At 63.1% G+C, this 13159-nt stretch carries 13 protein-coding genes; 5 read left to right on the top strand and 8 right to left on the bottom strand.

Features of this window, described 5'->3' with window-relative positions; all coding sequences use genetic code 11:
• Positions 1-15: 15 nt before the first annotated feature.
• The 5 genes from benD to catA all read right to left on the bottom strand — a co-directional run bounded on the left by benD (position 16) and on the right by catA (position 4745).
• A complete protein-coding gene (benD, locus tag AWB82_RS15330; protein WP_086968504.1) occupies positions 16-792 on the bottom strand; it encodes a benzoate diol dehydrogenase BenD in 777 nt (258 codons plus the stop codon).
• Positions 789-1817 (bottom strand): benzoate 1,2-dioxygenase electron transfer component BenC, encoded by a 1029-nt coding sequence (benC, locus tag AWB82_RS15325; RefSeq protein ID WP_086968502.1) that lies wholly within the window; start codon positions 1815-1817, stop codon positions 789-791. Before benC ends, benD begins: the two co-directional genes overlap by 4 nt.
• Positions 1818-1852: 35 nt before the next feature.
• Positions 1853-2341 (bottom strand): benzoate 1,2-dioxygenase small subunit, encoded by a 489-nt coding sequence (gene benB, locus AWB82_RS15320; RefSeq protein WP_086968500.1) that lies wholly within the window; start codon positions 2339-2341, stop codon positions 1853-1855.
• Positions 2338-3696, bottom strand: a complete 1359-nt coding sequence (locus tag AWB82_RS15315; protein ID WP_086968498.1) for a Rieske 2Fe-2S domain-containing protein — start codon at positions 3694-3696, stop codon at positions 2338-2340. The genes benB and AWB82_RS15315 overlap by 4 nt, the downstream gene beginning before the upstream one ends.
• A 113-nt stretch (positions 3697-3809) precedes the next feature.
• A complete protein-coding gene (catA, locus tag AWB82_RS15310; protein WP_086968496.1) occupies positions 3810-4745 on the bottom strand; it encodes a catechol 1,2-dioxygenase in 936 nt (311 codons plus the stop codon).
• Positions 4746-4921: 176 nt separating this feature from the next.
• Here catA and AWB82_RS15305 point away from each other — a divergent pair, with 176 nt between their 5' ends.
• From AWB82_RS15305 to AWB82_RS15285, 5 genes are all read left to right on the top strand, one after another.
• Positions 4922-5845 carry a LysR family transcriptional regulator gene (locus tag AWB82_RS15305; RefSeq protein ID WP_086968494.1) on the top strand — a complete coding sequence of 308 codons (924 nt, stop codon included), beginning with the start codon at positions 4922-4924 and terminating at the stop codon, positions 5843-5845.
• 108 nt (positions 5846-5953) lie between these two features.
• The gene (locus AWB82_RS15300; protein ID WP_086968491.1) at positions 5954-7081 is read left to right on the top strand and encodes a muconate/chloromuconate family cycloisomerase; all 1128 of its coding nucleotides are present in this window, start codon (positions 5954-5956) and stop codon (positions 7079-7081) included.
• Positions 7082-7116: 35 nt separating this feature from the next.
• Entirely contained in the window at positions 7117-7395 is a 279-nt protein-coding gene (catC, locus tag AWB82_RS15295; protein ID WP_086968489.1) for a muconolactone Delta-isomerase, read from the top strand.
• A gap of 17 nt (positions 7396-7412) precedes the next feature.
• Positions 7413-8618, top strand: coding sequence for a benzoate/H(+) symporter BenE family transporter (locus AWB82_RS15290; RefSeq protein ID WP_086968486.1), 1206 nt, complete (start codon positions 7413-7415; stop codon positions 8616-8618).
• Between the two features lie 97 nt (positions 8619-8715).
• On the top strand, positions 8716-8889 hold the full coding sequence (locus AWB82_RS15285; protein WP_200818117.1) for a hypothetical protein: 174 nt from the start codon (positions 8716-8718) through the stop codon (positions 8887-8889).
• Here the strand turns inward: AWB82_RS15285 and AWB82_RS15280 are convergent.
• From AWB82_RS15280 to AWB82_RS15270, 3 genes are all read right to left on the bottom strand, one after another.
• Positions 8846-10426: a class I adenylate-forming enzyme family protein gene (locus tag AWB82_RS15280; protein WP_086968483.1), complete on the bottom strand. Its 1581-nt coding sequence runs from the start codon at positions 10424-10426 to the stop codon at positions 8846-8848. The two genes, AWB82_RS15285 and AWB82_RS15280, sit on opposite strands and share 44 nt — an antisense overlap.
• Before the next feature lie 67 nt (positions 10427-10493).
• Complete coding sequence (locus AWB82_RS15275) at positions 10494-11699, bottom strand: amino acid aminotransferase (protein WP_086968481.1); 1206 nt, start codon at positions 11697-11699, stop codon at positions 10494-10496.
• A gap of 11 nt (positions 11700-11710) precedes the next feature.
• Positions 11711-13084, bottom strand: coding sequence for an amino acid permease (locus AWB82_RS15270; protein ID WP_086968478.1), 1374 nt, complete (start codon positions 13082-13084; stop codon positions 11711-11713).
• Positions 13085-13159 lie beyond the last annotated feature (75 nt).

The raw sequence follows: 13159 nt of genomic DNA, 5'->3' as shown, positions 1-13159 counted from the left end.
ATGTCTCCCGCGAAATCAACCGTTGTCGCCGCCGGCGACGGGCAAAACCGCGCCGGTGATATAGCTCGCCTCGTCCGATGCGAGGAACAGGATCGGCGCGACCTGCTCGTCGAGCGTGCCGTAGCGCTTGAAGAAGGTCGATTGCGTGACCTGCTTCACCGCTTCGCCCGTCCAGATTTTTTCCTGCTCGCTATCGCCGCCCGCATTGCGCGGCACGCGTCGGGCAGGCGCTTCGGTTCCCCCAGGCGCTGCCGCGACCACGCGAATATTGCGCTCGCCGTATTCCATCGCCAACGCCTGTGTCATCGCGTTGACGCCGCCTTTCGCCGCCGAATACGGCACGCGGCGAATCCCGCGCGTGGCGTTCGACGACACGTTCACGATGGTTCCGCCGCCGCGTTCCAGCATATGCGGCAAAACCGCATGACACGCGTACAGCGTCGGCATGAGCGAGCGTCGAATTTCGGCGTCGATCTGCGCGGGCTCGAACTCGGCATACGGACGCATGCGGATCGCGCCGCCGACACCGTTGACGAGAATATCGATGCCGCCGAACGTGCGCGCCGCGAACGCCATCGCCGATGCCGCGCCTTCATACGTTTCCATATCGGCGACGAAGCCGGCGGTATCCGCGCCATGCGCTTCGGCCGCCACTTCAGCGACGAAGTCCGCGCGATCGACGAATAACACCTTCGCGCCCTCTGCCGCCGCGCGCAACGCCACGCCGCGCCCGATGCCCTGCGCCGCACCGGTGACGACCATCACCTTGCCTGCGAATCGTTGCGCGTTCATGCTGTCACCGGCGCGGCGTTGGGGGTGAACTTCTCGTAGTGGAAGCTGTTGGGCTTCACGCCGTTGTCGTCGAAGTGCTTGCGCACGGCATCGACCATCGGCGGCGGGCCGCACAAGTACACATCGACGTCGCCGTCATTCAACGATTCTGCAGGCATATGCTGCGTCACCCAGCCCTTGCGCGGATGATCCGACTGCGCATCGGCGACGACGGTGCTGAACGTGAAGTTCGGCAGCTTCGCCGTGAACGCTTCGACGGCTTCGACCTGCACGAGATCGAGATCGCGCGTCACGCCATAGATCAGGTGAATCTTCTGCTGCGAATTCGTGCGCGCGAGCACTTCGAGCATCGAGAGGAACGGCGCGAGACCCGTGCCGCCCGCGAGGAACAGCAACGGACGCTCCACCGCGCGCAGATAGAAGCTGCCGAGCGGCCCGGTCAACTCGACCGCGTGGCCGGCCTGCGCGGATTCGAGCCACGTGCTCATGACGCCGCCGGGAATCTTCTTGATCAGAAAGCTGATCTTCGTTGCGCCCGGCGCGGACGAGAACGAATACGAGCGATGCTGGCCGCTGCCCGGCACGTCGATATTCACGTACTGGCCCGGCAGAAAAACCGGCGCGGACACGGCGGCATCCACGTCCAGTTCGAGCACGACGGCGGCGTCGTTATGCGGCTCGATCTTCGTGACCGTCGCGGCGAACTTGCTTTGCGCGGTCTTGCACGCGGTGGACGATGCCGGGACCGCGATCACGCAATCGCTCGACGGCACCATCTGGCAAGTGAGCACAAGACCGCTTTCCTTTTCGTCGTCGGAAAGCGCGTCTTCGATGTAGTCGTCGCCGAGATCGTAGGCGCCGCTTTCGGCGCGGCACTTGCAGGTTCCGCACACGCCGTCGGAGCAATCCATCGGCAGATTGATCTTGGCGCGGAATGCGGCGTCGAGAACCTTCTCGCCCGCCTTGCATTCGACGAAACGCGTCACGCCGTCTTCGAAATTCAGTGCAATGTTATAGCTGGACATGTTGTCTCCTACTTCCTGTCTCGTCACCGTGGGTATCAGACGTGATAGACGTCGAGCACCTGACGGATATAGTCGTTCTTCAGCACAATCTTCTTGTGCGAAATCACCAGAATGTCTTCCACTTTTCGCAACGTCACGAAGATCGTGCCGAAGAAGTGGTCGGTCATCTTGTAGCGATGATTGAGCGTGTCGAAGTTGTAGCGCACATCGACTTCGTTCTCGCGTTCGGCCAGCACTTCCACGTTGGTAACGTTGTGGCTCGTGCGCGGCTCGGGCATCGAAGCGCCGCTACGCTCGGTCTTGATGCGGAACACGCGATCTTCGAGGCCGCCGCGATCCGGGTAATACATCAACGAGATCTGGCTTTCGTGATCGTCGGTCAGCCGATCGTCGTCGTCCCATGCGGGCATCCAGTACGTGACGTCTTCCGCGTAACAACCGAGCCACTCGTCCCACTGACGGTCGTCGAGCAGGCGCGCTTCGCGATACAGCGTCGCGCAGATTTTCAGGTAGTCGAAGCTCATGCCAGTGTCTCCCCTTGTTCCTTCTTCAGGGCGTCGCGCATCACGTTCACCCAGTATTCGTGCTGAACGACGAAGAGACCTTCGTCTTCGCTGCGCTCGCCCGAGATGAGCGGCGCGATGCCCATGTTCCTCGCGTTCTCGTCCGGACCGTGAACCCACAGCGGCGCACCGCGCGAGAGATCGTTCCACTTCGCCGTGATGCCCGCGTAACCCGACTGGCACGCGCGGAATTCTTCGAGGTCGTCGCTCGTGCCCATGCCCGACACATTGAAGAAGTCCTCGTACTGGCGAATGCGCGTGGCGCGATCCTCCGCGCTCTCGCCCTTCGGCGCGAAGCAGAAGATGCTGACTTCGGTCTTGTCGACGCCGAGCGGGCGCACCACACGAATCTGCGTGCTGAACTGATCCATCAGGAAGACGTTCGGATAGAGGCACAGATTGCGCGTCTGATTCACGATGTAATCCGCCTGCACCTCGCCGACGCGCGCCTTGATCTCTTCGCGATGCTGATACACCGGCCGCACTTCCGGATTCATCGTCTTGGTCCACAAGAGGATGTGGCCATGATCGAAGCCATATACGCCCGCGACCGACTTGCTCCAGCTATTCGCATCGACGGCCTTGGTGCCTTCGACCTTGCGGCGGCCCATCGTCGCGGCGTAATTCCAGTGCACGGTGCTGACGTGATAGCCATCGCAGCCGTTCTCCATCTGCATCTTCCAGTTGCCTTCGTAGATGTACGAGGAATTGCCGCGCAAAACTTCGAGCCCGTCCGGCGCCTGATCGACGATCTGATCGATGATCACCTTCGTCTCGCCGAGATAGTCTTCGAGCGGCATCGAATCCGCATCGAGGCTGCCGAACAGGAAGCCGCGATAGTTCTGGAAACGCGGCACGCGGCGCAGATCGTGCGAGCCGTGCGTGTTGAACTGAATCGGGTATTCGGTCGTCTTCTCGTCCTTCACCTTCAGGAGCTTGCCGGTGTTGGAGAACGTCCAGCCATGAAACGGACACGTGAAGCTGCCTTTGTTGCCGTGCTTGCGGCGGCACAGCATCGCGCCCTTGTGCGCACAGGCGTTGATGACCGCGTGCAGTTCGCCGGTCTTGTCGCGCGAGATGACGATAGGCTGACGTCCGATCCACGTCGTGTAGTAATCGTTGTTGTTGGGAATCTGGCTTTCGTGCGCGAGATACACCCAGTTGCTCTCGAAGATGTGCTTCATTTCGAGTTCGAACAGATCGGCGTTCGTGAAGATGTCGCGGCGGCAACGGAAGACGCCGTTCTCGCTGTCGTCCTGGACGGCGGTTTGCAGCAATTCATCGAGCTGCGTGGCTCGGTCGGTGATGGCGGACATATGAGTTCTCCCTACGCGCGTTCCGGCCACGGAGCGCATGCATCGGTATCGAATGGGGTCGTGCGAAGAGTCGGGCGGCGGCAGGCTTGCCGCCGCTTAAGGCGTTTGGGCGCTTATGCCGTGACGGACACGCGCGGGCGCTGGACGATCTGGTTGTCCTTGCCCTGCAACAGCGGAGTCAACTGAATGTCGAACTCGATTTCCTTGTACGCGTCGGCCTTCAGGCCCAGCGCCGTGCCGCCGGTCTTTTCGACGACATGCGGAATCAGATCCTCGCGAGTCGCATAGGCGAAGTCGTCCCAGATGAGCGGATCGCCTTCGATGTTGATCTGCGTCGTCAGCTTGCGATGCTTCTCGCTGGTCGCGAAGAAGTGCACGTGCGCCGGACGATTGCCATGACGCGCGAGCGTGTCGAGCAATTGCTGCGTCGCGCCGTGCGGCGGGCAGCCGTAGCCCACCGGCATGAGCGTGCGGAATTCGTAGACGCCGTCCGCGCCGGTCTTCACCGCGCCGCGCAGGTTGAAATCGCTTTGCGCGCCGGTCGGGTCGAAGTGCGAATAGAAGCCGTTCGAGTTGGCGTGCCAGCATTCGACCACCGCGTTCGCAACGGGCTTGCCGTCCAGACCCGTGACCTTGCCGCGAATCACGAGCGGGCCGGCATTCGCATCGGGATCGAGATCGATCTTCGACACGCCGTCGCGCAGCGGCGCACCGGCCACGTACAACGGGCCTTCGATGGTGCGCGGCGTGCCGCCGTGAATATCCGCCTCGCGGTCCTCGGCATCCATGCGGATGTCGAGATACTTCTCCAGACCCAGGCCGGCGGCCAGCAACGCCGCTTCGCCATCCTGACCGAGCTTATTGACGTAATTGACGCCGGCCCAGATTTCATCGGGCGTCATGTCGAGGTCGTCGATCGCCTTGAACAAGTCGCTCAACAGGCGATGCGTGATCTCTTTGGCGCGAGCACTGCCGTCCTGATTTCCGAGGTTGGTCGCGGCCTTGAGCAGGTCCTGCACTTCCTTCGTATCGAACACTTTGATGCTCATGTCTTCTCCTGAATCTCGCAATTTTCTGTGGGGTTAACCCCTGCTTCAGCACCGTGTATCGATATGCTCGGAAGGTATGGTCGGGTGTTGAAACAGAGCGTGAAGGCAGGATAATGGACGCAAACAAGCCCAGTCCAACACTGATTTAGTATCGGGCCATATCCAGGAGGTATTGAATGGAGCTGCGACATTTGCGCTACTTCGTGGCGGTGGCGGAGGAGCGAAATTTCACGCGCGCGGCGGAGCGGTTGCATATCGCGCAACCGCCTCTGAGCCGTCAGATACAGCAGCTCGAAGAAACGCTCGGCGTGCAGCTATTCGAACGCAACTCGCGACCGCTCAAGCTCACGGAGACCGGCAAGTTCTTTTATTCGCATGCGGTGCAGTTGCTCGCGCAGACCGCCGAACTCGAATCGATGACGCGGCGCGTAGGCAATATCGAGCGCAGTCTGTCAGTGGGATTCGTCGGTTCGACCTTGTACGGCATGCTGCCGAAGATCATCCGGCGGTTTCGCGACGAGAACGCCACGGTCGAGCTGAGTCTGCACGAAATGTCGACGATGGACCAGATCCGCGCGCTCAAGGACGGTCGCATCGATGTCGGTTTCGGGCGCATTCGTCATGAGGATGCGAACATCCGCCGCGTGATCCTGCGCGAGGAGCAACTGATCGTCGCGCTTCCGCTCGGCCATCCGCTCGCGCTCGCGAAACCCGTTCTCTCGTTGCGCGATCTCGTCAACGAAACGCTGATCGTCTTCCCCAAGTCGCCGCGCCCGAGCTATGCCGATCAGGTGCTGTCGGCGTTCCAGGATCGCGCGCTCGCGCCGCGCAAGATCTATGAAGTGCGCGAATTGCAGATCGCGCTGGGTCTCGTCGCGGCGGGCGAAGGCATATCGGTCGTGCCGAGCAGCGTGCACGGCCTGAAGCGCGACGACGTGAGCTACAAGGAACTCGACGATCCCACGCTCGTTTCGCCGGTCATCATGAGCATGCGCGCGCTCGACGAATCGCGCGACATCAAGGAAATGCTCGAACTTATCTACCGGCTGTACGACGAGGAGCACGTCGCCTATACGCCGCGCACGGATCTCGGGCAGTGATGGTGCGCGTCATACCTCCGGGGTATGACACTAGACGTGAACGGTGTTGGACATGCGGCAAACGGGCGCGCAATACTTCAGCAACCCTTCCATTCCGACATTTCAGGTATGAACGCCCAAATAACCTCCGTCGAAGCGATTCTGGTTGATCTCCCGACCATTCGCGCGCATCAACTCGCGATGGCGACGATGCAGCAGCAAACCCTCGTCATCGTCCGTCTGCGCACGAGCGACGGCATCGAGGGCATTGGCGAAGCCACGACTATCGGCGGCTTGTCTTACGGCGATGAAAGTCCCGAAGGCATCAAGCTGACGATCGATACGTACCTCGCGCCGGCTCTCGTCGGACAGGATGCGACCAACATCAACGCCGCGATGCTCAGGCTGAACAAGGTCGCGCGCGGCAACCGCTTCGCGAAGTGCGCGCTCGAAACCGCGCTGCTCGACGCGCAGGGCAAGCGCCTGAACGTGCCGGTGTCGGCGCTGCTCGGCGGCTCGATCCGCAAAACGCTTCCGGTGCTCTGGACGCTCGCGAGCGGCGATACCCAGCGCGATATCGAAGAAGCCGAAATGCTGCTGGCCGAACGCCGTCACAATACGTTCAAGCTGAAGATCGGCCGTCGCGGCGTGCGCGATGACGTCGCGCATGTCTCGAAGATCAAGGCCGCGCTCGGCGACCGCGCCAAAGTCACCGTCGACGTGAATCAGGCATGGAGCGAAACCGATGCGGCGCTCGGCATCGCAGCGCTGGAAGCGGCCGGCATCGATCTGATCGAACAGCCGACTCCGCGCGAGCAGCGCGGCGCGCTCGCACGGCTCGCGGCGCGTTTCATCGTGCCCATCATGGCCGACGAAGCGGTGACGGGCCCGGAAGACGCGCTCGAACTCGTGCGCCACGCATGCGCCGACGTGTTCGCGCTGAAGATCGCGAAGTCCGGCGGCATCTACGGGATGATGCGCACGGCCGCTATCGCCGATGCGGCGGGCGTGTCGCTTTATGGCGGCACGATGCTCGAAGGCAGCATCGGCTCGATTGCATCGGCGCATGGCTTCAGCGCGTTGCCGCAACTCGCGTGGGGCACGGAACTGTTCGGGCCGCTTCTGTTGAAGGACGACATCGTCACGGCTCGTCCGCAGTATCGCGACTTCGATCTGCACATGCCGGAAGGACCAGGCCTCGGTCTTCAGATCGATGAAGAAAAGCTCGCGTTCTATCGTCGCGACAAGCGCGCCTGATTGCACATAGTCATCAATACACGATCGAGGAAACCATGCTTTATCTCGTAAGAATGGACGTCCATCTGCCGCACGACATGCCCGCGCCCCAAGCCGATGAAATCAAGGCGCGCGAGAAGGAATACTCGCAAGCGCTGCAGCGGCAAGGCAAATGGCAGCAGTTGCATCGCGTGGTCGGCGAGTATGCGAACTACAGCGTTTTCGATGTCGATTCGCACGATGAACTGCACACGATTCTGTCGGGCCTGCCGCTCTTTCCGTACATGACGATGAAGGTGACGGCGCTCGCGCATCATCCGTCGTCGATTCGCTGAAACGGCGCACGGTTCGCATGAAGCGCGACATCCAGCCCGGGCCGATGGCGGCCGCGCGCCATGGAAGCTGGTCGGTATCGGCGGTGAGCGCCGGGCTGCTTGCCGTCATCATCTCGTATGCCGGGCCGCTCGCGATCTTCTTTCAGGCCGCGCACACGGCGCATGTCGGCAACGACGTGATCGCGTCGTGGGTCTGGTCCATCTCGATGGGCGCGGCCGTCTCGGGCATCGTCCTGAGCGTGTGGCTGAAGCAGCCGATCATCACCGCGTGGTCCGCGCCCGGCTCGGCCTTGCTCGTCACGTTGTTCCCCGGCATGCCGGTGAGCGAGGCGATCGGTGCGTACATCGTCGCGGGTGCGTGCATCTTTGCGCTCGGCGTGTCCGGATGGTTCGACCAGATCGTCAAGCGCATACCGAAAGGCATCGCCTGCGCGATGATGGCCGGCATTCTCTTTCAGTTCGGCACCAACGTATTCAAGTCGGTTGCCGTGACGCCGTGGCTCGCCCTCGGAATGCTCGCGAGCTTCCTCGTTTTCCGCCGATGGGCGCCGCGCTACTGTCTCATTCTGGTTCTCGCGTCCGGCTGCGCGCTTGCCATGGGACTCGGCCTGACGCATTTCGAGTCGGTGAGTTTTCATCTCACGCGCCCCGTATTCACCATGCCGACGTGGTCCTGGCAAGCGAGCGTGAGTCTCGCGGCGCCGCTCGTCGTCGTCAGCCTGACGGGACAATTCCTGCCGGGCTTCGCGATCTTGCGCGCCTCCGGTTACGACACGCCGACGCGTCCCGTTCTCGTGACGACGGGCCTCGCGTCGATTCTCGTCGCGTTCTCGGGCGGCATCACGATCGTCATCGCGGCGATCACGGCGGCGCTGTGCACCGGGCCCGATGCGCATCGCGACCCGGCGCACCGCTATGTCGCGGGCATCGCCAACGGACTCTTCTATCTGATCGGCGGATGCTTCGCCGGGACCGTCGTCATGTTGTTCGCCGCGCTGCCCAATGCGTTCGTCGCGGTGCTCGCCGGCCTCGCGTTGCTCGGCGCGATCGCGGCGAACGTCGTCGGGCTGGTGCAGGATGAAGCGCATCGTGAAGCGTCGTTCATCACCTTCATCGCCACCGCGTCCAACATGAGCTTTCTCGGTCTCGGCTCGGCGTTCTGGGGCATCGTGCTCGGCACGCTCGCGCATCTGGTGCTCGGGCGCGCGAAGCACAAAGGCTGAGCGGAATCACGAAGCGCTTTGCGAATCGCCATCGATCGGAATCGTCTGGCCGGAGATCGAACGTCCCGCGCTCGACGCGAGGAACACAGCGAGCCCGATGCAAAGCTGGTGGGACGATCTCGGCACGCCGCAACTGACGCCCGAACTCAAGCGCCGCGTCGTCGATGAGATGCAAGCGGCACTCGCGGGCCGCTCGACGGAATCGATGGAGACGGAGCGCGACCGCGTCATGCTGGAACTTCTGAAGTCGCGTTCAGACGCGGGCTCCTGAGCACGCCTTCGACGTTGCGCCGCGCCGCATCGCGGCACCAGAACGCGATCGCGGCGCGGTTCACCTTGCCCTGCTCGGTGAGCGGCACGCGTTGCATGGCAGCCATGCGCACGGCCTTCGCAACGGCCACGCCGCACGCCGATTCGAGCGCGCGCATGCACCGCGCGACATCGACGCGCCGGCCCGTCCACGGCACGACTACGACGTCCCACACGTAACCGCGCGCGGCATCGCCCGATGCGACGGCGCGCGCATAGCGCAGATCGGGCAATGCGCACAGCGGCGTTTCGATCTGCGCCGGGCCGACAACGACGCCATCGATCTCGGCGACATCGCCTTCGCGTCCGATTACATGCAGATTGCCTTTCGCGTCGATGAAGCCGATATCGCCCGTGAGACACCAGCCGTCGCGAAACTTGCGCGCCGCCTCGATCGGCTGACGGTGATAGCCCTGCGCCACCGCCTTCGATTTCACTTCGATCGCGCCGTGCTGACCATGAAGCGCGAACGTGCCGTCGGCGCGGCGAAGGCGCACGTCGACGCCGGGCCGAATGCGCCCCGCGCTGTCCAGCAGGCTCGTGTCGAGGAGATAATCCGATGGCGTCAGCACGCTCACGAGCCCCGCTTCGCTCGCGCCGTACATGTGCGTGAGCACGGGGCCGAGCCGCGCGATCGCACGCCGCCGCAAGATCGCGGGCGCCGATCCGCCGATGTGCGCGATCGAGCGCAAGGAAGACAGATTGCGCCGATGAACGTCCGGGTGATCCATCGTTTCGAAAAGTTGCGGTTCGACGAGCAATACGTCGGTGATGCGCTCGGCTTCGATCGTCGCGAGCGTTTCGGCGGGATCGTAGCAAGGCTTCAGGATTACGGTGCCGCCGCCCATCAACGTGTTGTCGACGAGCACTTGCGACAGATAGGCCAGCGCGCCGTTGACGAGCTGCCGGCGATCCTCGGGGCTCGGCGCGCTCACCAGCGCCGAATATGCCGCGAAGCTGCGGCGGCTCGCTTTCGGCGCGCCGGTCGAGCCGCCCGACGAGACGACCACGGCGAGATCGTCGGGTCGCGCGCGGCTCTGCACGGGCAGATCGTGCTGCACGCGCGCGCGGATATCCAGACGCAAACGCGCCGGTCCCGTGCCGACATACGCGAGGCGCGCGCCGTGATGCTCAGGCACGAGATGCTTGGTCTGCGCGAAGGCGATGAGCAGCGTCGGCTGCATGCGCGTGACGAACGCCGCGCGCTGTTCCGCCGACGCGATCGCGGGCAGGAACATCGTCGTCGCGCCGAGCAGGTTGGTCGCGTAACGAATGGCGAGCGCGTCGGGGCAATTCGGCGCGAACATCGCGACGAACGCGCCGCGCGTGACGCCGAACGACGCAAGCGCCCGCGCATAGCGATAGATCGACGCGCGAAACGCACTGCCCGTCACGTCTTCATCGAGATAGCGCAGCACCGTGCGACCGGCGTGCGCTTCGAGGCGATCGAGCAGGACATCGGTATAAGACCGAAAGGCCGCTTTTTCAAAAGTTTCCATGACTGCATCTCTCCTTCGTGAGCGATGGATGCAGTGTGCCCGCGCACAATGAGGCGAAAATGAGCGGCTACGCGATCTCTGTCGAAAGCACTTCGCCGATAGCGCTCGCGGTCGCTTCGACGTTGCGCCCGTTCAACGCCGCGACGCACATGCGGCCCGAGCGGATCAGATAGACGCCGTGCCGTTCACGCAGCACATCGACCTGCGCGGCGGAAAGTCCCGTGTACGTGAACATGCCGCGCTGCGCGACGTAGCGCGCGAGCATCGCGTCGGGCACCTTGCCGGAAAGACGCGCGTGCATCTCGCCGCGCATGCGCGCGATACGCGTGCGCATCGATGCCAGTTCGTCTTGCCATGCTTGCCGCAACGCGGGCGTCGTGAGCACGCGCGCGACGAGCATCGCGCCGTGCGTCGGCGGATTGCTGTAGTTCGCGCGCACGGCGCCCGTCAGTTGACCGAGCACGCGCTCCGCTGTATGCGCCGATTCGCAGATCACCGAGAGCGCGCCGCAACGCTCGCCGTATAGCGAGAAGTTCTTCGAGAACGAATTGGCGACGAAGGTCGGCACGTTCCGACGGACCAGCTCGCGAATCGCGAACGCGTCCGCATCGAGTCCCGCGCCGAAGCCCTGATACGCCATGTCGATGAACGGCAGCAAATCACGCGCCTTGATCGCGTCGATCAGCTTCACCCATTGCGCATCGTCGAGATCGACGCCCGTCGGGTTGTGACAGCACGCGTGCAGCAGCACGACGCTCTTCGCGGGTAAATCGCGGATAGCCGAGAGCATCGCGTCGAACTTCAGGCCGCCGCTTGCTTCGTCGTAGTACGGATACGTGCCGACCGTGAAGCCCGCGCGCTCGAAGATGAAGCGATGGTTGTCCCACGTCGGATCGCTTACCCAGACTTGCGAGCCGGGGAAATAACGCTTGATGAAGTCCGCGCCGACCTTGAGCGCGCCCGAGCCGCCGAGCGTCTGCACGGTCGCGATGCGGCCATCGTTGCGCGCGGGAGAATCGTCGCCGAAGACGAGCGACTGCACGGCATCGCGATACGCCGCGAGGCCCGCCATCGGCAGATACGGTTTCGCGGCTGCTTGCGCGAGCAATTGCGCTTCGGCCTCGCGCACGGCGCGCATCACGGGCAGACGGCCATCGTCGTCGTAATAGATGCCGATGCTCAGATTGACCTTGTTCGCGCGCGGGTCCTTCGCGAAGTCTTCGTTGAGCGAGAGGATCGGGTCGCCGGGATAGGCATCGATGTGTTCGAACATGATCGTCTCCTTCAGACGCGCGACAACGCCGCACTCGCGCGGCGACGATTGCGAACGGCATAACCCACGCCGAGCACCGCGAGCCACACGGGAATCAGATAGACCGACATGCGCAGATCGGGAATCAGGCACATCACCACGAGAATGCCGGCGAGAAACGCGAGGCACAGATAGTTCGTGAGCGGATAGCCGAGGCTTTTGAACACGGTCGTTTCGCCGGCACGCGCTTTCACGCGGCGAAATTGCAGATGGATGAGACTGATCATCGCCCAGTTGATGATGAGCGCCGACACGACGAGCCCCATCAGCAACTCGAACGCCTTGCCCGGCATCAGATAGTTGATGAGCACGCAGACGGCCGTCGCGAGCGCGGATACACCGAGCGCGACGAGCGGAATGCCGCGCTTGTTCACCTTGAGCAGCGCGCGCGGCGCGTTGCCTTGCTGCGCGAGACCGTAGAGCATGCGGCTGTTGCAATACACGCCGCTGTTATAGACCGAGAGCGCCGCGGTCAGCACCACCGCGTTGAGCACATGCGCGACGAAGTTGCTGTTCATCGCGTGGAAGATCAGCACGAACGGGCTGCCGCCGGTCACGACCTTCTGCCACGGATACAGCGAAAGCAGCACGCCGAGCGCGCCCACGTAGAAAATCAGAATGCGGTAGATCACCTGATTGGTCGCGCGCGGAATCGTGTGCGCGGGATCGTCCGCTTCGGCCGCCGTGATGCCGACGAGTTCCAGCCCGCCGAACGAGAACATGATGACGGCCATCGCCATCACGAGACCGGAGACGCCGTTCGGAAAGAAGCCGCCATGACGCCAGAGGTTCGTCACGCTGGCTTCCGGCCCGGCGCCGCCCGAGAACAGCAGCCAGCCGCCGAAGCCGATCATGCCGACGATCGCGACGACCTTCACGATCGCGAACCAGAACTCCAGCTCGCCAAACGACTTCACGCTCGTGAGGTTGATCGCGTTGATGATGCAGAAGCAGACGAGCGCAGAGATCCATGTCGGGATGTTCGGCCACCAGTACTGCACGTAGATGCCGACGGCCGAAAGCTCGGCCATCGACACGAGAATGTAGAGTACCCAGTAGTTCCAGCCCGACAGGAAGCCCGCGTACCGCCCGCAGTACTTGTCCGCGAAGTGGCTGAACGAACCCGCGACGGGCTCGTCGACGACCATCTCGCCCAGTTGCCGCATGATGAAAAAGGCGACGACGCCCGCGATCGCATAGCCGAGCAGCACCGACGGCCCCGCCGATTTGATCGTCTGGGCGATGCCGAGAAAAAGCCCAGTCCCGATCGCGCCGCCCAGCGCGATCAACTGGATGTGACGATTCTTCAGGCCGCGTTTGAGCGTGCCATCTCCCTCATGTGCCACGTGTCTCTCTCCTTGTGTATTGCGGTGAATTCCGGACGCTTTGGACCTCGGGCGTCCCCGCTGGATTTAGGGGAA

It is taken from the genome of Caballeronia glebae (assembly GCF_001545035.1).
GTDB lineage: Bacteria > Pseudomonadota > Gammaproteobacteria > Burkholderiales > Burkholderiaceae > Caballeronia > Caballeronia glebae.
The sequence above is the reverse complement of the archived record's forward strand: the minus strand, read 5'-3'. Positions and strand labels throughout refer to the sequence as shown.